Origin of the sequence: Mycobacterium sp. NBC_00419 (assembly GCF_036023875.1) — a bacterium.
Classification (GTDB): Bacteria; Actinomycetota; Actinomycetes; order Mycobacteriales; family Mycobacteriaceae; genus Mycobacterium.
Window position 1 is genome coordinate 1,585,112 of the sequence record NZ_CP107931.1, and the last position, 20,009, is coordinate 1,605,120.

Below are 20,009 nucleotides of genomic sequence, written 5' to 3' on the forward strand. Positions count from 1 at the left end.
CCTCATCAGACCGACTCCGGGCGGGGCCAACCAACCGTTCGGTTAGTCGGAGTCCGTCAGCCCCCCGCCGAGTCGTGCCGGGCGCTACTTGCCGCTGGTGACGTGCACAGGCAGGTCGTCGTCCCACGGCTGGCGGGTGGCCATGTCGGCGACCGCCACCCAGCCGCGCTCGAACTCGCCGGTCGCGGCGTCGACGAGGCGGTACTCCTGGCGCTGTTTGTGCAGCGGCTGGGCGTCGAGCAGAACCACCCGCACTTCGCCGGGCTCGAATCCGCAGCGCTGCTGCATCGCGTTGATCAGCTGCTCGTTGTGCATGTGGCCGTCGCCGAAGTTCCAGCCGATGGCCATGCTGCATATGCGTTCGCCGTCGGTGATCGAGTAGTCGTCCTCGTTGTACCCGGCCATGGCGCGGTGGGCCAGCGTGAACAACGCCTTGCCGTGGGTGTTGAACGCGCGGAAGGCGTAGCCCATGTAGATCGGGATCTGGGCGGCTTCCTTGCTGCCGTAGAACTTCTCCAACTGGGCGGCGGGCATGTTGGCGATCGCGACCAGGTTCTTGTCGATCTTCGCCTCAGCCGACGGCTTGATGCACCACAGCGTGGTGTCCCAGTTGCCGGCGTAGTAGCGCATGCCGGGCAGGAAGGAGACCTTGCGCGGGACCGTGTTGCCGAGGACGACGAAGGTGGCCAGCACCGCGAACAGCACCACCGGCCACGGGCTGGTCAGGTCGCTGATGCCGACCTGCGCATGCGCGACGAACAGCGACAGCACCGAGAAGATCATGAAGACGTTCCACTCCAGCGGCACCCCCATCGGGATCGCCGAGAGGATGCCGAGGTGGAAGCAGACCATCACGAAAGCCGCAATCGCTGTCGGCCAGCCACCGTGGGAGAAGAACAGCACCAGCGGGATGCCCATCTCGATGGCCGTGCTGACGTGGGCCAGGACATGGGACAAGCGCCCCGGCCGCAGATCCTCGGGGAAGTTCGCGAAGAACATGCGCTTGAGGAAGCGGGGCCGCATCACCGGGCTGTTGGACATCATCGTGGAGATGACGAACGGGAAGTGCCGGGTGAGCTTGGAGGTCGCGGCGCCGATCCAGATCGCCATGCAGACCAGCTTGAGGGCGATGATGACGTCGACCCCGGCGAACAGGAACGCCACCGCGAAGCTGGCGTAGACCTCACCGCGGGCGGCCAGGAAGATCACCTTGTCGCGCAGGCTGGCCAGCGCCAGCAGAACCAGAACGGCCACGATCTGCCAGGTCGGCAGCAGGCCCACCTCGGTGCCCAGTGCGGGGATGGGTCCGGTGCCGTCGGAGAACAGGGCGACCAGGAGCATGACGATGAGCGCCCCGTAGAGCGCGACGTCGACCGGCCCGCGACGATCACCCTTTGTCAGCGGCACCCGGTTCGGCCACGGTGGCAGCCGAATGGTGTTCGGCCGCAACCAGTAGATGATCGAGCCCATCGGGGGGAAGAACCGGTTGTTCAACGGCCCGAAGCCGCAGCCGAGGCCGACGACCTCGAACAGCATCGTGTACAGCACGGCCTTCTCGAAGACGATCGGCTCCGACCACCACTGCCCGATATTGCCCCAGCCGTCAATCCCCTTGGTGGCCAACGCGAACAGGGCGGCGATGAAGATGTAGAGCAGGATCTTGACGACGTAGAACAGATGCAGGATGACCGGCGTGCCGAACCCCACCTCGGCCCAGTGCCGCGCCATCGGCTTGATCTTCTCGGCCCGCGTGCCCTTGCTCCACGTCTCGAAGTCGATGACGGGTACTTCTTGCTTCAGAAATCCCATGCGGGCAAGACTAGAACGTGTTCTAGTCTTGCGGGCGCAGTTGGGACAACGGGCCGCGCCGAGATCGACGTTCTGGCGGGATCCTCTCGCGAAAGTTCGCCCGTTTGTCGGTTTGGGCGACGGGGGGTCAGGCCTTGGCGGGGGGACGGTAGAAGATCGCCAGCTGACCGATGCCGCCGGCGAGCCCTAGCCCCACCGCGATGGCCAACCCCGGCCACCCGTGCAGCAGGTCGTACAGGCTGGTGTTCTTGAACAGGGCGTAGTCCAGGCTGAGCTTGCCCGCCCCGGTCGCGGCGAGCGTGACCGCTGCCGCCGCCAGCACCAGGTTGTACTCCCAGCCCTCCTTGACGATGAAGAAGCCGTTGTGCCGGTGCACCGTCCACGCCGCGACGAGCATCAGCGCCACGAAGCCCGCGGCGGTGACGGGCGTCAGCAGACCGACCGCCAAGCCCAGACCCGCCGCCACCTCGGTGCTCGCGGCCACCCGGGCATGGAAGGTGCCCGGCTTCATGCCGATGCTCTCGAACCAGCCGGCAGTGCCCTTGATGCGGCCGCCGCCGAAGAACTTGTTGTAGCCGTGCGCGGCCATGGTCAGGCCGAGCACCAGCCGCAGGATCAGCAATCCGACGTCGTAGGCAGTCACGCAGGTAAACCTAAGGCATTGCGGCCATCGGCGTTACTCCTCAACGGCCAAACGCGATTCTCAAGCGGTCAAGGTAGTCGTCGACGTCGAGGTTGTCGGGGTCGGCGTGCACGCTGATGGTGACGATGTCGCCGAGGCCGTGCACACCGTGGGTCAGGCTCATCATCGGCGACAGCGCGGAGAACCCGGCGGCGAACAACACCGGGGATCCACCGAAGGACAGATCCGCCGGCCCGCGGTTCACGCTGGACACCACCGTGTTTCCGGTGACCGTCGGCGAACGGGCCGCCGGGTCGAACTGCCGCACACCCCAGCGCAACAACGCCGCGGGGGTTGCGGCGAAGGCGGCGGCCGACGCCCGTAACGCGGGGTGCTCGCCGCGCCGGCGCGCGGCGGCCAGCTCGGCGCCGATCAGCTCGGCCCGCCGGACGCGGTCGGCGTCGGGATGCAGCCGGATGCCGACATTGCGAAAGTTGTTGTGGGCGCTGGAATCCTGCTGTCCGGCCATCGTGACTTCAGCACCCAGTGCCGAGGTGTCCTCGCCCCGTGCGGCGAGATATCCCGCCAGCGCCTCGGACACCGCGACCAGCACGCCGATCGTCACCGTCGGGGTGGCCAGCTCGTCGCGGCCCAACACCAGCGTGCGCACCACCGATCCCGCGTGGGGCCGCCGGTTGATGCTGAGCAGCGGGCACCCCGGCGCGGGCGGCGGCACCAGCCCGGCCTCGGTGTCGCGTACCAGTGCGCGGTGCGCCCGCGCGGCGGCGACTCCACGGGCAGGCAGGAATCCGCGCCTGCCCGGAGCGGGCACCGGTACCGGCTGTTGACGGCCCAGCAGCGCGCCGGCGAGTGCGGTCCCCCGGCTACCGTCGGCGTAGGCATGGCCCAACTGCATCACCACCACCGAGCCCACGCCCGAGCAGCCGGGCAGGTCGCGCACCGCGGGATAAATGTATGCACGCCAGGTCATGTCGTGAAGATCGAGTTGGTCGCCGCGCAGTCGCGCCGCGGCGTCCACACAGTCCTGCCAGTCCAGCGTGGCGCCGGAGTGGACGACGAACTGGCCGGGGTCGACCGCCCCGTGCTGCCATCGCGGGTAGCGCCACCGACCCGCCTCGACCACCCGCAGCCGCAGCTCGTCACACGCCTGCGCCCGCCGCATCAGCTCCTCGACTGCGGCGCCCGGGTCGGCCGGCGAACCGTCGAAGGCATACAGAATGATCTGGTCGCTGGACGTGGCCGCCGACATCCAGAACATCTGCGCGTCCACCGCGGTCATCGCTCTGGTTGCGGGCCTCACGAACGCAGGAAGTCCAGGATCCGCCGGGCCACCGCGTCGGGCTGTTCGAGTTGCAGGAAATGCCCGGCGTTCTCGACGATCGCGACGTCACTGCCCGGCGGCAGCGCGTCACGCACCCAGGGCGTGAATTCCGGTGTCATGCAACCGTCGTCGTTGCCGTGCAGGTACAGCGTGGCCAGCCGCGGGGGCTTGGTCCACCAGCGGTGCAACTCGGCGTAGCGGGCCGGCGGCTTGGTGTTGCGGATGGTCGCGCGGTACGGGCCCAGCGCGGCCCGCCAGTACTGCGGAGCACCGATCGCGGCGTCGACGTGGCGCAGGTCCTCGGCGGCGTTGTACCCCGGCGACCATCGCCGCCACAGCAGCGGCACGATCCACGATTCCGACCGTTCCGGCAGCAGCGGCAGCTGGAAGTAGCTGATGTACCAGCTGCGCGCCACCTGGGCGGGCAGCAGCCGCAGCAGCTTGCCGCGGTTGGGCACCGGGCCGTCGGGAGTGAGCGCGGCCGACGGCGGCACCGACATCACCACGGCCTTGACGAACGGGCTGTCGGGCAGCGCCGCGAGCCCGGTGGCGGTGATGGCGCCCCAGTCGTGGCCGATCACCACGTCGCGGTCGGTCGGGCCGCAGGCTTCGCGCACCTTCAGCGCGTCGTCCATCAACGCGCCGATGTGATAGCTGCCGTCCGACGGGATCGACGACGGCACATACCCACGCATGAACGGTGCGATCACCCGGTAGCCGGCCGCCACCAGCTGCGGGGCGAGCTTTCGGAATCCGTAGGGCGTGTCGGGAAAACCGTGCAGGCACAACGCAATCGGGCCTTCATCGGGTCCCCAGGTCAGCGCCCGCAGCTGCACGGCGGGGGCGGCGACGTCGATCCAGCGCGGCGTGGGCATGGGCCGTTAGATCGGGTCGAAGCCGGAGATCAGCCAGCGGTCACCGACCTTGTCGAGGGTGACCCGGACGCTGGACGCGGTGTTGGTCGGGGCGTCACTGCCCACCACCACGGTCTGGTCGACGAACAGCAGCACCACGGCGTGGCCGGCGTTGGCCGACACCGGCGCCGCGGCGGGCACCGTTGCCAGCGCTGAGATCTTCTTCTCCTTGGCGCCCGGGATCACGACGGTGTTCACCAGTTGGGTGTAGGCGTCCAGGAAGTTTCCGGTCAGCCGGCCGCGGGCGTCGCCGAGGTCCTTCTCGACCGTGTCGGGCTTGTAGCTCAGCAGCGCGACGGTGGAATCCTTGGCTGCGGCCATCGCGGCCTGCGCCGAGCGGTCGGCGTCGTGGCGCGAGAAGTACTCCCACTTCAGGTAACCGGCACCCGCACCCAGCAGCAGTGCCAGCACCGGCAGGATCACGAACGCGACCAGGCGCGACCAGCTGAAGTGCTTCTCCGGCACAACCTGCTCGTCGGCCTCGGCCGCCTCGACATCGTCGATGTCGTCGAAGTCCTCGATGTCGTCGAAGTCCTCGATGTCGTCAAGTTCTTTGGCCGTGGCTTCGGCCTTGTCGTCGGGTGTCGTCACTGCACGAACTCCACTTTCGAGACCTTCGCTTCGTCGGCGCCAGTCTTCTTGACCGTCAGGCGCATCCGCCAGTTGCGCGGTGGCTGGTTCTGGGCGCCGGCGTTCTGGGTCTTGACCGTCACGGCCACCAGGACCTGGCCCTCGGTACCGCTGACCGACTCCAGACCCGCCTCGTTGACGGTGCCTTCGGACTTGGACTTGGCCTGCTTGACGACCTCGACGAACGGCTGGGACCGCTTGGCGAAGTCGTCGTAGAACGCGTCGGTGGCGGAGTCCAGGATGCGCTGCACGTCGGCATCGGCATGCTCGAAGTCGATGGTGGTCAGGTTGATCGCACCCTGGCGGCCCACGCTGACCAGCAGTTCGTCGAGCTGCTGCGCCTGCCGGGCCTGGTAGGCCTGATAGCCGAGCCAGCCGGTGAGGCCCCCGAGTGCGACCACGGTGGCCAGGCCGACGGTCAGCGCGATCTTGACGTGCGACCACGGCCGCCTGGCCTTGGCTTCCGTGACGGGCTCGTCGGCCACATCCGCTGTGGTGTCCTCGACGGCCTCCTCGGCCGCGTCGGTGGTCACCTCGTTATCGGGCACGTCTGGCTCGTCGGCCATGCTTGCTCCCTCCGGCACGTCGGAACGATCGTCCCCGCTGGGGCGCAAGGGTACCGGTAATGCCTGGAGTGACGGTCAGCGGTTGGTGGTCGCGACCTCCAGCTCGCTGATGACGATCTTGCGCATTCCGAGCATCGCCGCCGTGGCTGCGGCCGCGCGGTCGTGGTCGGGATCAGAGAGCAGCTCCAGCAATCGGGTGGGCACCACCTGCCAGCTCACGCCGAACCGATCCTTGAGCCAGCCGCACTGGGATTCCTGACCGCCGTCGAGCAGCGCAGTCCAGTAGTGGTCGACCTCGTCCTGGTCGGTGCACTCGATGAGGAACGAGATCGCCTCGGTGAACGCGAACACCGGCCCGCCGTTGATCCCGGTGAACCGAGTGCCGTCGAGCACGAAACTGGCCGAGACCACCTGGCCCGGGGTGCCCGGCCCGGCCTCGGTGTAGCGGGCCACGTGCTCGACCGACGAGTTGGGAAAGATCGCGGTGTAGAACAGCATCGCCTCCTCCAGGTCGTCGTTGAACCACAGCGAAGGGGTAATGGACGGCATCGGAACTTCTCCTTTATTCGGTCGGCCTCGAACAGATAGACCGCCAGGGCTGGCGAAAGTCATCAACCGGTCCTGGGTAACGTGCTTTCCAGGCTCGGCCGAGAGGATGCCTGTGACCAGCACGACCAGTGGTGCGCAGACCGTGGAGTTCCGCGGTGAGGACAAGCTGACCCTGGTGGGCGACGAGTGGAACCGGGGCGCGAGCGACCGGCCGACCATCCTGATGCTGCACGGCGGGGGCCAAAACCGGTTCTCCTGGAAGAACACCGGGCAGGTGCTGGCCGACCGGGGCCTGCATGTCGTCGCACTCGACGCCCGCGGCCACGGTGACAGCGACCGCGCGCCGAACGGCGTCTACACCGTGAGTGCCCTGTGCGGTGACGTCCTGCGGGTGCTGGACCAGATCGGGCGGCCGGTGGTGTTGATCGGGGCCAGCATGGGCGGGCTGACCGGCATCCTGGTGGCCAAGCTCGCCGGCCCGGAGAAGATCACCAAGCTGGTTCTCGTCGACGTGGTGCCGCGGATCGAGGAGAAGGGCACCTCGCGCATCCACGATTTCATGGCCAGCCACGTGCACGGCTTCGACACCCTCGAGCAGGCGGCCGACGCGATCGCCGCCTACCTGCCACACCGCAGACGGGCCAAGAATCTCGAGGGTCTCAAGAAGAATCTGCGGCAGCGCGACGGCCGCTGGTTCTGGCACTGGGACCCGGCGTTCCTCAAGCCGGTCGAGGCCGAGGAGTTCGTCCGCGTCGAGGAGTTGGAGCAGGCGGCGGCCGAACTGACCATCCCGATCCTGCTCATTCGCGGCAGGCAGTCCGATGTGGTCAGCACCGAGGGGGTGCAGGACTTCCTGGCCAAGGTGCCGCACGCCGAGTTCGTCGAACTCTCCGAGGCCGGCCACACCGCGGCCGGTGACGACAACGACGCGTTCAGCGACGCCGTCGTCGCCTTCGTCACCCCGTGATCGGCAGGTGCAGCTCGGCGGCGACGTAGGAGCGGGCGATGTGCTTGAGCTCCTCGGGGGCCACCGCGCGCACCACCATCTGGGCGCCGAGCCCGTCGATCATGGTCAGCAGCCGTCGCGCGGCCACGTCGGCGTCAGCGACGTGGAACTCCCCGCTGTCGCTGCCGGCACGCACCACGTCGGCGATGCACGTCAGCCACTGATCGGTCAGTGCGGCCGCTTCGGCTGCCAGCGCCGGGTTGGTGCGCCCCAGGCTCCACGCCTCCAGCCATAGCGCGCTGGCTTCCATGCTGGACTCGTCGAGGGTGTAGTCCATCAGGGCGTTGATGCCCGCGGTGGCGGTGGGCTCGGCGGCCAGCAGCTTGCGGGAGTTGTCCAGGTCCTCGGTGGCGGCGGCCCGGAACGCGGCGGTGATCAGCTGCTCGGCCGACGAGAAGTAATGGCTGACCAGACCCGGCGTGACGCCCAGGTCGGCGGCGACTTTGCGCAGCGTGACCGCGCCGAGGCCGTCGGTGCGGCTGATCAGCACCGCCTGGCCCAGCAGCTCGTCATGCCGTTCGGCCGGCATCTTGCGTTTGGCGTCTCGCATCGCCTTCGCGACCACTGTCGTCCTTCCCCTTGACGGATCACCATTCTTATTGAACACTACATCAACACTATTGAAGCACCCATCAACAAGGAGTGTCCGATGGCCACTGCCACCACCGATCGCCTCGGGTCCATCGAAGCCGCCGGCGTCGAGTACCTGCCCGAAGAGGCCAGGGACTCCAGCCCGCGCAACCTGGCCGCGGTGTTCCTGGGCGCCAACCTGACGTGGACCAACGTCGTCTTCGGGGCGTTCGCGATCCTGTTCGGCCTGAGCTTCTGGCAGACGCTGGCCTCGATGGCGGTGGGAATCGCCGTCGGCACGCTCGCCGTGCTGCCGACCGCCGTCATCGGCCCCCGCACCGGCACCAACATGACGGTGTCCAGCGGCGCGTTCTTCGGAATCCGGGGCCGCTTCATCGGATCCGGCCTGGCGCTGGCGATCGCGCTCGGATTCGCGGCGGTCACGGTGTGGACCAGTGGTGACGCTCTGGTGGCCGCGGCCCACCGGATGTTCGGGCTGCCCGAGACCGACGTGGTGCGTGGGGTCGGGTACGCGATCGTCGCCGCCCTGATGGTGACCGTTGCGCTCTACGGCCACGCCACCATCGTGGCGATGCAGAAGATCGTGGTGCCGGTGGTCGGCGCGTTGTTGATCCTGGGTGTCTTCGCGTTCGCAGGCGGATTCACCCCGGGTGCGAGCTCGGGCGAGTACGCACTGGGCGGCTTCTGGCAGACCTGGACGCTGTGCGCGGTGCTCTTCGCCGCGGCGCCGATCTCGTACGGCCCCACCATCGGCGACTACACCCGGCGTATCTCGGCGGTGCGGTTCAGCGACCGACAGATCTGCCTGGCGCTGGGCGCGGGCATGTTCATCGGGGTGCTGCTGCCGAGCATGTTCGGCGCCTACACCGCGATGAGCTTCGCCAACCCGACCGACTCCTATCTCGACGATCTGGTGACCGCGGCCCCGGCCTGGTACGTGCTGCCGATCGTGGTGATCTCGTTGCTGGGCGGCCTGAGCCAGGGCGTGCTGTGCATCTACGCCAGCGGCCTTGACCTGGAAGGCATCGCGCCGAAGCTGAAGCGCACCCAGACCACGATCATCACCGCCGCGATCGCGATCGTCCTGCTCTATGTCGGCGTGTTCGTGTTCGACGCGGTCGGCTCGGTCACCGCCATGACGGTCGTGCTCAATGCCGTGATCACGCCGTGGGTGGCCGTGCTGGCCATCGGCGCGCTGCGCAACCGCAAGGTCGGCTACGACCCGGTGGATCTGCAGGCCTTCGCCCACGGTCGCCGCGGTGGCCGGTACTGGTTCACCGGCGGCTGGAACATCCCGGCGGTGGCAGCCTGGGCGGCCGGTTCGCTGTTCGGAGTGCTAGCGGTCAACACCACGCTCTATGTCGGTCCGCTGGCCGATATCGCCGGCGGCGTGGACCTGAGCACCGTGGGATCGGCGGTGCTGGCGGTGGCCATCTACGTGGTGGCCGGCTGGGCCCTAGGTGACCGGCGTGACCAGTCGCCGGTGGGCCAGCCACTCATCGAGATTGCGTAACGCCAAGCGCGCCATCGCAGTTCGGGCCCGGGCGGTGTTGCTGCCGACATGCGGCAGCAACACGACGTTGTCCAACTCGAGCAGCGGCGCAGGAACCTGCGGCTCGTGGGCGAAGACGTCCAGCCCGGCACCGGCCAGCCCGCCACTGACCAGCAATTCGACCAGCGCCTGCTCATCGACCACGCTGCCGCGGGCGATGTTGATCAGAAAGCCCTGCGGCCCAAGTGCTTCCAGCACGGGCCGGTCGACGAGGCGGGCGGTGTCGGGACCGCCGGCGGTGGCCACGACCAGAACGTCGACGGACCCCGCGAGCTCGGCCGCTGTGGCGCAGTAGCGGTACGGGCTGCCGGGAACCTCGCTTCGGTTGTGATAGGCGATGGCACAGTCGAATCCGGCCAGCCGGGTGGCGATCGCCGAGCCGATGCGACCCAGGCCCAAGATGCCGGCCCGGCTGCCGCTGACGTCGCGGGTGTAGCGGAACGGACCGTGCACCGGCCAGTGTCCGGCGCGCACGTAGCGATCGGCGGCCGACAGTCCGCGCATGGTGTCGATCATCAGGCCGACCGCGGTGTCGGCGACGGTGTCGGTCAGGACATCAGGGGTGTTGCTCACCGCGATGCCGCGGGCGTGGGCGGCCTTCACGTCGATGGCGTCGACACCGGCGCCGAAGTTCACGATCGCCTGCAGGTTCGGCAGTGCCGCGATGAGTCCGGCGTCGACCCCCGGGCGCCCGCAGCACAGGATCACGGTGACGGCCTGCGGATCGTGCACCGGCAACTGCGGTAGTGGGTCACGCCGGGACAGTTCGGCGGCCAGCGACGGTTCGGGCTTGCCCACCTGGAGAACGGTCATGGTGCCAGTCTGCTACGCACCGATCAGGCCAGCAGCGGCACCGCGGTATTGCGGTCATCGGTGAGGATCTCGAACATCGCCCGCCGCGACGCCGTCAGCTCGGTGTCAAGACCCTTGCCGGACAGGGTGATCCGGCAGTCCGCCAGCGCGGAGTTGTAGCAGTACTTGGTGGTGGCGTCGGTGTCGGTATAGGTCAGCCCGATCACGTCGGATTCCCGCGCCCGGATCTCGCCGCGCATCTCGATGCCGTCGACCCGACCGCCGAACGACCAGGCGAACGGCTCATAGGTGCCGCGGCTGTGACGGGCGGCCGCGATCGACCGCACCGCATACTCCCGCCCGGCATGGCGCAAGACGAACAGGGTGGCCGCGGGCAGCCGCAGCGGCCCGAGTGCGGCGTGCGCGGTGACGATCTCCAGGCTGGAGCCCAGGTGCCCGTCGAACCCGCACACCTGGCCGAAGGCGTAGGCCGGGGTGTGCTTGCGGCCCCAGTTGTGGTTGACACTGCCGGTCCAGTTCGTCAGCGACACCTGCTCGCCGAGGGTGACCGCGCCGTCGAAGCGGGCCAGCGGATGACGGACCTGGGTTTTGGCGGTCGGGAACCTCGCCCGGTAGGCGCGGTCGGTGAGCAGTTTGACCGCCGGCTCCTCCCCCGGTGCGATCGCCAGGTCCCACCGGGCACCGTCGATCCTCCCGCCGGCCCGCAGGTCGTCGATCGCGGTGTCGCCGATGCGCGCCGACCACGGGTCGGTGCGGTAGTCAGTAGCGGCGATCGGGTGCGGCCGCTTGAGCGCGCGGTTGCCGGCGCCGTCGGGGTCGAAGACCATCACCCACACGTCGGCGACCGGCTGGCCCGGCCGCGGATAGAGCAGCGTCCAGCGCAGCCACACGGCCTGTGCCCGGCCGGGATGATTGGCGCGGATGAACCGGCTCTCGTAGTACGGGGGCATCATGTGTTCAGGATTGCCGACGGGAGGGCGACGCAGAGGTGGGTTGGACGATCGCGGTGTCGGTTCTGGCCGCGCTGGCGCTCGCCGAGGCGGCGGCGCTGGCGGTGCTGTGGTCGCGCCTGCAGGGCAGCAGGCAGGAGACCGAGGAACTGCGCGCCCGCCTGGACACCCGCAACCTGCTGTGGACCGGCGGGCGCGAGGCGGTCAAGACGGTGTGGCAGACCGCCAACCTGGTGCGCACCCAGGGCTTCGGCGGCGCGGTGCGCAGCTCGATCGAGGAACTCGCCGACTGGGCCGACGTGGAGCGGCCCGACCTGGCCCGGCTCGCACCGGACGGCAACGTCGTCATCATGTTCTCCGACATCGAGGAATCCACCGCGCTCAACGAGCGCATCGGCGACCGGTCCTTCGTCAAGGTCATCGAGGCCCACGACCGGCAGGTGCGCGGGCTGGTCAAGACGAACGACGGCCACGTGGTCAAGAGCCAGGGCGACGGGTTCATGGTGGCCTTCGCCGACCCGGCCGCCGCGGTACGGTGCGGCGTAGCCATGCAACAGGCCTTGGCGCGCGACGCCAAACGGTTGCGCAACAACAGCATTCGCGTGCGGATCGGCATCCACATGGGTAAGTCGGTGCGCCGCGGCGACGATCTGTTCGGCCGCAACGTGGCGATGGCCGCCCGGGTGGCGAGCCAGGCCGACGGCGGTGAAGTCCTGGTCAGCGAGCCGGTACGGCGGGCGGTGGCCGACCGGGATTTCGACTCCGGCCGCGACGCCGAACTCAAGGGATTCGCCGGCACCCACCGGCTCTACGCCGTGGTGGCCTAGTCTCGCGGGTCGGCCTGCTGGGCGGCTTCGGCGTCGGCGAGGCGCTGATGCAGGCGGCTGCGGATCTGGTCGGGCGTGTAGGCCTTGCGGCGGCGTTGATCCCGCGCGACCAGAACACCGCCGGCCATGACACCGGCCGCACCGGCCAGCCCGATCCACTTCCAGATGCTGCGCATGCCGATCACACTAAGCTGCGCTGGTGACCGTGCACACCGTGTCCCTGACACAGGCGCTCAACGAGACCCGTACCGGAGATGTCTGGCTGTTTCGCGGCGGGTCCGGCCCGGACCGGGCGATCCAGACGCTGACCAACTCCCCGATCAACCATGTCGGCATGACGGTGGCGATCGACGACCTGCCACCGCTGATGTGGCACGCCGAACTCGGCCAGAAGCTGACCGACATGTGGACGGGGACCAACCATCGCGGCGTGCAGCTCAACGACGCACGGGAAGCCGTCGAGCAGTGGCTTTTCCATTACGACCAGCGCTGCTGGCTACGCCAGCTGCACCCGCACGCCAGCCGCGAACAGGAAGACCGGCTGCTCAAGGTGATCGCCAGGATGGACGGCACACCGTTCCCGTCCACCGCCAGACTGACCGGCCGCTGGATTCGCGGCCAGATCCCCACGGTCAGCGACTGGACCCGGGGAATTCCGTTCCTGCACAAGAGAGTCCGCGAATCGGCCGAGCGGCGCAAGACCGCCAAACGGGAGAGCGGCCTGGAAACCGCTTACTGCGCGGAGACCGTCGCCATCACCTACGAGGAGATGGGGTTGATCCGCACCGAGAAGAACGAGAACTGGTTCGACCCCGGCCGGTTCTGGAGCGGTGACATTCTGCCGCTGATCGACGGCTACCGGCTGGGCGAGGAGATCGAGGTCGTGGCCGGCTGACTACTGGGCCCAGACGGCGAGCAGCTTGCCGTGCGGGTCGCGCAGCAGGATCGCCGTGACGGTCTTGCCGTTGGGGACGTCGTAGGCCACGTGACCGTCGGTCTGCTGGCCGGCAGGCAGCTGCCCGGAGGTGATCCCCGGGCGGACCGCGCCGACCGCGGGCGCGATCGTCGACCCGTCGGCGGCCTTGGCGACGAAGTAGAACCCGTTGTACGTCGTCGTGCCGGTCTGCGCGGCGATGGTGACATCGACGGCGTACATCGTCCCCTTCGCCGGGATGATCTGCGCGTCGGGCGGAACCTGGCGGAGGTTGGCGACGGTGTAGCGCGCGGTGGCGCCTTCGGAGCTGACGGTCTGCGTGGCACCGAAGGGCACCGCCTGCTGCACCGGCACAGCCGCCGAGGTGTCGGCGACTGTGGCGGTCGGACTCTCAGTGGGGGGTTTCGATTCGGCGCAGCCGGCGCTGAGGACCACTACTGCCATGACCGCGATCGCACCCCGCATTGACGGATCGTAGCCACAGAACACACCCCTGCGGGAGGGAGGGCCCGCAGGGGTGTGTGTTTCTTTCATGGGAGAGGCAAGAAAACGTCTAGGCAGTCACCAGTTCGCCCGCCGGCCGGTACACGGGGATGAGCTGCTCGATCGGGGCGATCCAGGTGCTGGAGATCTCAGCGCCACGGTAGGTGGCCAGGGCGCCCTGGCGGGTGATGATCGTGTTCGGCTTCATGTCATTCAGATTCGCCCATTGCCGACGGTTGCGGTGTCCACCGGCTGGCCGGGATCGGGGTGGAATCCGCTGTCCCCCGATCGGTGGACACCTCAGCTCAGCGACAGCCCGCGGTAGATCTCGTTGAGCGCGGCGGGCAGTATCGCGTTGGCCGTCGTCTGGCCGTCCGGCGATAACGTCAGGTTCGTCCAGATCACCAGCGTCACATCGTGATCCGGGTCGTAGCCCATGAACGAGTTGAAGCCCGGCATTTCCCCGCCGTGGTAGTACATGGCCGCAGTCGGGCCGAACCGCTGATAGGAGATCCCGTAGCCATACTTCTGCCCGTCGGGGGCAGCGGGGTCCTCCGGGCGCAGGCTGTCCAGCCACTGCCGGTGGTGGTCGGCGTCGAACACTTGGCCTGAGACAAGGGCTTTGATCCAGGTGGCCATGTCGTTCGCGGTGGAGATCGCCCCGCCGGCCGCGGTGGCATACGACGGGTTCTGGTCGGTGTAGTCGATCGGTTGCAGTGTCCCGGCCCTCGCGGCGGCCTGCATCTGCGGCGGATACGGGACGTCGGCGAGGGCATAGAAGCTACCGCCGTACATGTAGCCGTGGGAGTAGGGCGCGGGCAGTGCGGTGTCATCTGCGGCAGGCAGCGACGTCTGGGCGAGGCCGAACGGTGTGAACAGCCGCGACTGCAGTTGCTCGGCGAGCGGTGCTGCACCGACCTTTTCGGCGATCAGACCGAGCAGGGCGTAGTTGGTGTTGTTGTAGTCGTAGGCGGTGCCGGGGGCGAACTTCGGCGGATGCCGAAACGCGATGGCGAGGGCGTCCTGCGGGTTCCACGCCTTGGCCGGCTCGGTGTCCATCACATCGGCGAGCGCGGGATCTTCGGTGTAGCCGTAGAGGCCGCTGCGCATGGTGAGCAGATGCGCGATGGTGATGTCGCCTCCGCCAGGCACGTTCGGCACATACGCCGACACCGGGTCGGTGAGCTTGAGCTTGCCGTCTTGGGCCAGCAGCACGATCAGCGCAGCGGTCATGGTCTTGGTGTTGGACGCGATGCGGAAGTGGGTGGCCGGCGTCGGCGGGGTCTGGGTGCCGAGCTGCGTGGTGCCGACGGCGGCGGTGACGGTTCCCTCCGGCGTGCGCAGGAGCACCATCGCGCCGGGCACGAGGAGTTTCTTCGCGGCCGACTCGATCGCGGCGTGAAATGCCTGTGCGTTCAACGGTTTCAGCACACTTGGTGGCGCCGACGTGGTCGAGCAGCCGGCGATGAGCGCGACGGCCAGCGGCACGGCCCACATCCTCGATCGCATGGTGACAGCGTCGCACGACTAACACCAGGATGGGGGCCCTAAGGCCCGCCGTCGCTGCAGCTCTTTGCCGGGGCAACTATGCTGCCTCCGTTCGCCCCCTATGAGAGGAACCCGCCATGCCACGACTGCTCACGACCACGCTGATCGCACCCATTGCCGTGGCCGCGCTGAGCTTGTCCCTATCCGGCTGTGGCGGTTCGCAGTCCTCGTCGACCTCGTCAACGACATCGGCTTCGGCGTCGACCACCTCATCTGCGGCTGAATCGACGTCTGCCAGTGCGGCGGCCACTGCTGAGGCCGGCACGCTGGCGGCGGCCTGTTCCCAGATCGACGCGGTGATGAGTGACAACCCCGACGCCGATCCGGCCGGTACCGCCAAGAAACTCGAAGACATCAAGGCCGAGGTCACCACACCGGATGCCGATCTGATCGAGGCGTTAGTGACGGCCTACACGGCGATCGCCGAGAACCCGGCCGGTCCTGCCGATGACGTGTACAACTCCTCGAAGGCGCTGGGTGCCGCGTGCGAGAGTGCGACGACCGCGCCGAAACCGAACTGATCGCGGGGGATATCAACCCCGCCCTCTTCAGACTATGGCAGACCCCGGGCCTTGCGGCAAGGCCCGGGGTCTGTCGCAGACTGTCCTGTCACAACATCCGACAGGACGGAGACTGCCGTGCCCACAGAACCGAAACCCTTTGTGCCACATGAGTCCGGCGCATACCTGCACGGGACCAAGGCCGACCTCGCGGTGGGCGATCTGCTGATTGCGGGGCGCCGGATGAACCACGACCAGAAGCGCCACGCCAACCACGTGTACGTCACGCAGACGTTGGACGCTGCCACCTGGGGCGCGGAGCTGGCCGTGGGTGAGGGTCGCGGACGGATCTACATCGTGGAACCGACCGGTGCGCTCGAGGACGATCCCAACGTCACCGACAAGCGGCTACCCGGCAACCCCACGCGTTCCTATCGCACCCGGGAGCCGGTACGGGTCGTCGGCGAGATCACCGACTGGGTCGGCCATTCCCCCGACGAGCTGGCGCGGATGCGCGCGGCGTTGGCCGACCTCGCGCGGCGCGGATTGGATGTGGTCTACGACTGAGCGACTGTGGGCGTTATGTACGCATATCGCGCCGATGGCGTACATAACCCACACAGTCGCGGTCGCGTTAAACGTTGCCGAACAACGTCACCCATCGAACAACCGCACCTTGATGTCCACACATGCAGACTGCAATCGCTTGTCCCTTGTCCACAGCTGCGCTCCGCCCACCACCGACACAGCCGCCATCAGGTGAACATCGACTGCACTCAGCCCTCGGCCCCACAACCGACGCTCGTTCGTCAGGTGCAGGACCTCGCGATGATCCATCACCGGAAACTGGTACAGGTTGGCGAGCAGATCGAGAACCACGTCGCGTTGAGCGATCGACCCGAGTGCCATCTCCTCCACCACCAAGGCGTGGCAGCCGACCTGATCAACGGCTAACAGTTCGACGAGACGCGGCTCGGTCGCGTGCAGATGATCGATCCAGATCGCGGTATCAACCAGGATCATTCGGCCGCTCTGCGCCGACGCCGAGGGGCCTCCGCCGCTGGGTCTGTTCCTCCCAGTGCGGCCAGACGCCGGGCGCTCTCCACCCGGATCAGTGTCTGCAATCCCTGCCGGAGCAGTGCGACGTTCTCATGCACCCCGGTCAGTGCGGCGGCTTTGGCCAGCAACTCGTCGTCGATCGTCACCGTTGTCCTCATGAGACACCAACTCTCGCATCATTGATGCACACCATGATGCCACGTTCACGCGCCGGCGGCATTTACAGCCTGGACAAGTGAGAACTTCCGGCGCGAAGCTCTCAGACCGAGATGCGATCGGGTCGCGCTGGCCAGCGCCACTCGTCACAGCACTCAGACGACCTTCTTCACCACGCTCGACTTCAACTGCATCCGCCCGAAGCCCGGCACATTCGCGTCGATGTCGTGATCGCCGACGCCATCGGAGATGAGCCGGATTCCACGGACCTTCGTGCCGGCTTTGATAACCCCGCCACCGCCGCCCTTGACCTTCACGGTCGTCGCGACGATCACCGTGTCTCCGTCAGCGAGGACGTTGCCGACCGAGTCCTTGATCGCGGCACCGGCGTGCGCGGAATCGACATCGGACACCTCATCAGCCGACCACTCGTGCGCACACATCGGGCACACCAGCAGCGGCCCCTGCTCGTAGGTGAACTCACTCGCACACGCCGGACACGGCGGCAGAACGTCAGACATTGAACCGGAACTCCACCACGAACTCATCGCCAATCAACGTCATGACCTACCCTGGGCCTAAGGTCAGCCCGGTTACAACGTCTGCCTGTGCGATCCACCGCGCCAAAAGGCTCCACGCCGCCAGGGTCTCCAGTGCCTCTTGTTCGCTCAGGTCCTCGGCCCCAACATGGTTGAGTGGGTTTCGGACACCAGAGAACAGCCCTTTTCCTAGCGATATGGCACCCACGTGTCGATCCTTGAACAGGGCTGGATTCGTCTCGTCACACAGACGTAGACGCACCTTTCCCGCCTCGGGCGGATTGATACCAAACGCGGCCTCTACCAAGTTCGTCTCACCCAGGTCTGGACGTTGAGCCTTCGCCTTCAGTTGAGTGTTGACATTGATCGCTGCGGCCCAGACGGCAGCGTCGTAGTTGCCGCCCTCCCAATGCGGTCGGGCAGCTTGCCAAACCCAAGGGTGGAGGGCGTCGGCTACTAGAGCTGGTCCGGACGGCGACAGCCCCAGACGCTCACGGACCTCAATCCCCTCTTCCAATTCGAAAATCAACTTTCGTACCCGCGAGGCTTCCAAGCGCCAGCGGTCGTCCCACTTCGGCCAGACGGCCTCAGCTACCCGGTGGACGCGATTGGAGATCGTTTCTCGCTCCGCCAGGGAGCCCCTAATTCGCCCTTTTGGCCCATGCTGCTCGCGCTCGGCTTCGGGGATCGGAACCCGCTCATGCAGTCGAAGCCACTCGTTGCACTGCTCAATGGCCCATTCTTCGTCCATCCCCTGGGGTGCGCCGGTGCTGGCCTTCGCGCCCTCTTTGTCACCGCTCATGCTCGATCACCGCGCCCTGCCCCTTCCTTGTAGACGTTGATCCGTCGGCGGAACCCGACCGAGCTCCGAGACGTACTAGATCCATGTTGCGAGATGGCTAATTGAGGGGGCGCACTCGGGGGTTGGTCGAAGGCGGCAACTCCCAACGGTGGCGTTCGTGGATAGAACGGACAACCGCTTCCGCGTTCGCCTGAAGTTCAGCTAGAACCGTGGCGTTGTGGCCAGTCGAGCGGAAGCGTCGCAGGTTGCTGCTTAGAACGTGCGCCCAGCTCATCAGCGGTTCGAGATTCTTCACTCGCTGCTCTACCGTCTCCCCCTGCTCAGAGACCTCCATCACTTGTCGGCTTATCGTTGCGCCCAGCGTGCGCTCGGCGTCCAACCAAGAGTCGATTCCATCCCAGCCTTCGAGCTGATCGACAAGCGCAATCATCGTGATCCTGAGATTTTGCAGTCGCTCACCAACTGGCTGTGCCATGGGATCGAAACCAATAAGCCGCTGTACGGCTTCCTGGACAGCGAACCACCGAGCGTCCACCGCGGCATCGCGTGACGCAGCAAGCGCCTCGTTGGCGCGCTTGTTCGCCTGGTACGTCCCGATGCCAGCGACTAGCAGTGAAAGACCCGAGATGACCAACGCGACGATTTCCACCATCGAATCGTGTCACCATCCGATGGTGGGGTCCGCCACTTCTCCTACCCCTTGCTTGTAGACGTTGATCCGAACCGGAACTCCACCACGTCGCCGTCGACCATGACGTACTCCTTGCCCTCCATGCGCACCTTGCCCGCGGCCTTGGCCGCGGCCATCGAGCCGGCCTCGACGAGATCGGTGAACGACACGATCTCGGCCTTGATGAAACCCTTCTCGAAGTCGGTGTGGATCACCCCGGCCGCCTTCGGCGCGGTGTCACCGCGGTGAATCGTCCACGCGCGCGCCTCTTTCGGCCCCGCGGTCAGGTAGGTCTGCAGATTCAGGGTGTGAAAACCGGCCCGCGCCAACGCATCCATGCCCCGCTCGGTCTGCCCGATCGACTCCAGCAGCTCGGCGGCCGACTCGTCGTCGAGCTCCTGCAACTCGGCCTCGATCTTGGCGTCCAGGAACACCGCATCAGCCGGTGCCACCAGCGCCCGCAGCTCGGCGATCCGCGCGTCGTCGGTGAGCACCGACTCGTCGGCGTTGAACACATACAGGAACGGCTTGATCGTCATCAGGTTCAGCTCGCGCAGCAGCGACCAGTCCTTGCCGCTGGCGAACAACGTCGTCCCGCCGTTGAGCAGCTCCTGGGCCGCCACCGCCGCCTCGTGCACCGCCTTGCGGTCCTTGTTGTTGCGGGCTTCCTTCTCCAGCCGCGGCACCGCCTTCTCCAGCGTCTGCAGATCGGCCAGGATCAGCTCGGTCTCGATGACCTCGATATCGGACTTCGGGTCCACCTTGCCGTCAACGTGCACCACGTCGTCGTCGGCGAACACCCGCACCACCTGACAGATGGCATCGCACTCACGAATGTTCGCCAGGAACTTGTTCCCCAGGCCCGCGCCCTCGGAGGCGCCCTTCACGATTCCGGCGATATCCACGAACGTCACCGGCGCCGGCAGGATCCGCTCGGAGCCGAAGATTTCCGCCAACTTCACCAGCCGCGGATCGGGCAGCGGGACGACGCCCTCGTTCGGCTCGATCGTGGCAAACGGGTAGTTCGCCGCCAGCACGTTATTGCGGGTCAACGCGTTGAACAGAGTCGATTTACCGACATTGGGCAGACCGACGATTCCTAGGCTGAGGCTCACAGAGAGCACAGTCTACGAGAGGTACGACGCAA

The 20,009-nt window shown here is 67.2% G+C and carries 26 protein-coding genes; 6 read left to right on the forward strand and 20 right to left on the reverse strand.

Annotation, left to right across the window (positions count from 1 at the left end; genetic code table 11):
* Positions 1-84: 84 nt before the first annotated feature.
* The 7 genes from OG976_RS07225 to OG976_RS07255 all read right to left on the reverse strand — a co-directional run bounded on the left by OG976_RS07225 (position 85) and on the right by OG976_RS07255 (position 6,432).
* The gene (locus OG976_RS07225; protein WP_328359848.1) at positions 85-1,809 is read right to left on the reverse strand and encodes a DUF3556 domain-containing protein; all 1,725 of its coding nucleotides are present in this window, start codon (positions 1,807-1,809) and stop codon (positions 85-87) included.
* 127 nt (positions 1,810-1,936) lie between these two features.
* The gene (locus tag OG976_RS07230) at positions 1,937-2,452 is read right to left on the reverse strand and encodes a DoxX family protein (protein WP_328359851.1); all 516 of its coding nucleotides are present in this window, start codon (positions 2,450-2,452) and stop codon (positions 1,937-1,939) included.
* A gap of 40 nt (positions 2,453-2,492) precedes the next feature.
* A complete protein-coding gene (locus tag OG976_RS07235; protein ID WP_328359853.1) occupies positions 2,493-3,731 on the reverse strand; it encodes a WS/DGAT domain-containing protein in 1,239 nt (412 codons plus the stop codon).
* A gap of 17 nt (positions 3,732-3,748) precedes the next feature.
* Entirely contained in the window at positions 3,749-4,648 is a 900-nt protein-coding gene (locus tag OG976_RS07240) for an alpha/beta fold hydrolase (protein WP_328359855.1), read from the reverse strand.
* Positions 4,649-4,654: 6 nt separating this feature from the next.
* Positions 4,655-5,278: a hypothetical protein gene (locus OG976_RS07245; RefSeq protein ID WP_328359857.1), complete on the reverse strand. Its 624-nt coding sequence runs from the start codon at positions 5,276-5,278 to the stop codon at positions 4,655-4,657.
* Positions 5,275-5,883, reverse strand: a complete 609-nt coding sequence (locus OG976_RS07250) for an Mce protein (RefSeq protein ID WP_328359859.1) — start codon at positions 5,881-5,883, stop codon at positions 5,275-5,277. Before OG976_RS07250 ends, OG976_RS07245 begins: the two co-directional genes overlap by 4 nt.
* Before the next feature lie 75 nt (positions 5,884-5,958).
* Positions 5,959-6,432, reverse strand: coding sequence for a VOC family protein (locus tag OG976_RS07255; protein WP_328359861.1), 474 nt, complete (start codon positions 6,430-6,432; stop codon positions 5,959-5,961).
* Between the two features lie 112 nt (positions 6,433-6,544).
* Between OG976_RS07255 and OG976_RS07260 the strand changes: the two genes are divergently transcribed.
* Positions 6,545-7,399 carry an alpha/beta fold hydrolase gene (locus tag OG976_RS07260; protein WP_328359863.1) on the forward strand — a complete coding sequence of 285 codons (855 nt, stop codon included), beginning with the start codon at positions 6,545-6,547 and terminating at the stop codon, positions 7,397-7,399.
* Here the strand turns inward: OG976_RS07260 and OG976_RS07265 are convergent.
* The gene (locus OG976_RS07265) at positions 7,389-8,003 is read right to left on the reverse strand and encodes a TetR/AcrR family transcriptional regulator (protein WP_328359865.1); all 615 of its coding nucleotides are present in this window, start codon (positions 8,001-8,003) and stop codon (positions 7,389-7,391) included. The genes OG976_RS07260 and OG976_RS07265 overlap by 11 nt on opposite strands.
* Before the next feature lie 84 nt (positions 8,004-8,087).
* Between OG976_RS07265 and OG976_RS07270 the strand changes: the two genes are divergently transcribed.
* The gene (locus tag OG976_RS07270; protein WP_328359867.1) at positions 8,088-9,542 is read left to right on the forward strand and encodes a purine-cytosine permease family protein; all 1,455 of its coding nucleotides are present in this window, start codon (positions 8,088-8,090) and stop codon (positions 9,540-9,542) included.
* Here the strand turns inward: OG976_RS07270 and OG976_RS07275 are convergent.
* Positions 9,486-10,394: a 2-hydroxyacid dehydrogenase gene (locus OG976_RS07275; RefSeq protein WP_328359870.1), complete on the reverse strand. Its 909-nt coding sequence runs from the start codon at positions 10,392-10,394 to the stop codon at positions 9,486-9,488. The two genes, OG976_RS07270 and OG976_RS07275, sit on opposite strands and share 57 nt — an antisense overlap.
* A gap of 23 nt (positions 10,395-10,417) precedes the next feature.
* Complete coding sequence (locus OG976_RS07280) at positions 10,418-11,347, reverse strand: hypothetical protein (RefSeq protein WP_328359873.1); 930 nt, start codon at positions 11,345-11,347, stop codon at positions 10,418-10,420.
* A 35-nt stretch (positions 11,348-11,382) separates the two neighbouring features.
* On the opposite strand from OG976_RS07280, the gene OG976_RS07285 reads away from it, so the two are divergent.
* Positions 11,383-12,171 carry an adenylate/guanylate cyclase domain-containing protein gene (locus OG976_RS07285; RefSeq protein ID WP_328359876.1) on the forward strand — a complete coding sequence of 263 codons (789 nt, stop codon included), beginning with the start codon at positions 11,383-11,385 and terminating at the stop codon, positions 12,169-12,171.
* Here OG976_RS07285 and OG976_RS07290 read toward each other — a convergent pair.
* A complete protein-coding gene (locus OG976_RS07290; protein ID WP_328359879.1) occupies positions 12,168-12,347 on the reverse strand; it encodes a hypothetical protein in 180 nt (59 codons plus the stop codon). The two genes, OG976_RS07285 and OG976_RS07290, sit on opposite strands and share 4 nt — an antisense overlap.
* Before the next feature lie 38 nt (positions 12,348-12,385).
* Between OG976_RS07290 and OG976_RS07295 the strand changes: the two genes are divergently transcribed.
* On the forward strand, positions 12,386-13,066 hold the full coding sequence (locus OG976_RS07295; protein ID WP_442930507.1) for a guanylate cyclase: 681 nt from the start codon (positions 12,386-12,388) through the stop codon (positions 13,064-13,066).
* Here OG976_RS07295 and OG976_RS07300 read toward each other — a convergent pair whose 3' ends face one another.
* The 3 genes from OG976_RS07300 to OG976_RS07310 form a co-directional block, all read right to left on the reverse strand.
* Positions 13,067-13,570 (reverse strand): DUF1942 domain-containing protein, encoded by a 504-nt coding sequence (locus OG976_RS07300; protein ID WP_328359885.1) that lies wholly within the window; start codon positions 13,568-13,570, stop codon positions 13,067-13,069.
* 88 nt (positions 13,571-13,658) lie between these two features.
* A complete protein-coding gene (locus OG976_RS07305) occupies positions 13,659-13,796 on the reverse strand; it encodes a hypothetical protein (RefSeq protein WP_328359888.1) in 138 nt (45 codons plus the stop codon).
* 92 nt (positions 13,797-13,888) lie between these two features.
* Positions 13,889-15,097 carry a serine hydrolase domain-containing protein gene (locus tag OG976_RS07310; protein ID WP_328359891.1) on the reverse strand — a complete coding sequence of 403 codons (1,209 nt, stop codon included), beginning with the start codon at positions 15,095-15,097 and terminating at the stop codon, positions 13,889-13,891.
* A gap of 116 nt (positions 15,098-15,213) precedes the next feature.
* Here OG976_RS07310 and OG976_RS07315 point away from each other — a divergent pair, with 116 nt between their 5' ends.
* Both OG976_RS07315 and arr read left to right on the forward strand, forming a co-directional pair.
* Positions 15,214-15,657: a hypothetical protein gene (locus OG976_RS07315; protein ID WP_328359894.1), complete on the forward strand. Its 444-nt coding sequence runs from the start codon at positions 15,214-15,216 to the stop codon at positions 15,655-15,657.
* A 117-nt stretch (positions 15,658-15,774) separates the two neighbouring features.
* On the forward strand, positions 15,775-16,203 hold the full coding sequence (gene arr, locus OG976_RS07320) for an NAD(+)--rifampin ADP-ribosyltransferase (RefSeq protein ID WP_328359897.1): 429 nt from the start codon (positions 15,775-15,777) through the stop codon (positions 16,201-16,203).
* An 87-nt stretch (positions 16,204-16,290) separates the two neighbouring features.
* On the opposite strand, the gene OG976_RS07325 is transcribed toward arr, so the two are convergent.
* The 6 genes from OG976_RS07325 to ychF form a co-directional block, all read right to left on the reverse strand.
* Positions 16,291-16,659 (reverse strand): type II toxin-antitoxin system VapC family toxin, encoded by a 369-nt coding sequence (locus OG976_RS07325; protein WP_328359900.1) that lies wholly within the window; start codon positions 16,657-16,659, stop codon positions 16,291-16,293.
* A complete protein-coding gene (locus OG976_RS07330; RefSeq protein ID WP_328359903.1) occupies positions 16,656-16,853 on the reverse strand; it encodes a type II toxin-antitoxin system VapB family antitoxin in 198 nt (65 codons plus the stop codon). Before OG976_RS07330 ends, OG976_RS07325 begins: the two co-directional genes overlap by 4 nt.
* Before the next feature lie 153 nt (positions 16,854-17,006).
* Positions 17,007-17,372 (reverse strand): zinc ribbon domain-containing protein YjdM, encoded by a 366-nt coding sequence (locus tag OG976_RS07335; protein ID WP_328359906.1) that lies wholly within the window; start codon positions 17,370-17,372, stop codon positions 17,007-17,009.
* A gap of 46 nt (positions 17,373-17,418) precedes the next feature.
* Positions 17,419-18,192, reverse strand: coding sequence for a TIGR02391 family protein (locus OG976_RS07340; RefSeq protein ID WP_328359909.1), 774 nt, complete (start codon positions 18,190-18,192; stop codon positions 17,419-17,421).
* Positions 18,193-18,289: 97 nt separating this feature from the next.
* Positions 18,290-18,844 (reverse strand): hypothetical protein, encoded by a 555-nt coding sequence (locus OG976_RS07345; protein WP_328359912.1) that lies wholly within the window; start codon positions 18,842-18,844, stop codon positions 18,290-18,292.
* A gap of 41 nt (positions 18,845-18,885) precedes the next feature.
* Positions 18,886-19,977 carry a redox-regulated ATPase YchF gene (gene ychF / locus OG976_RS07350; protein ID WP_328359915.1) on the reverse strand — a complete coding sequence of 364 codons (1,092 nt, stop codon included), beginning with the start codon at positions 19,975-19,977 and terminating at the stop codon, positions 18,886-18,888.
* Positions 19,978-20,009: the final 32 nt, after the last annotated feature.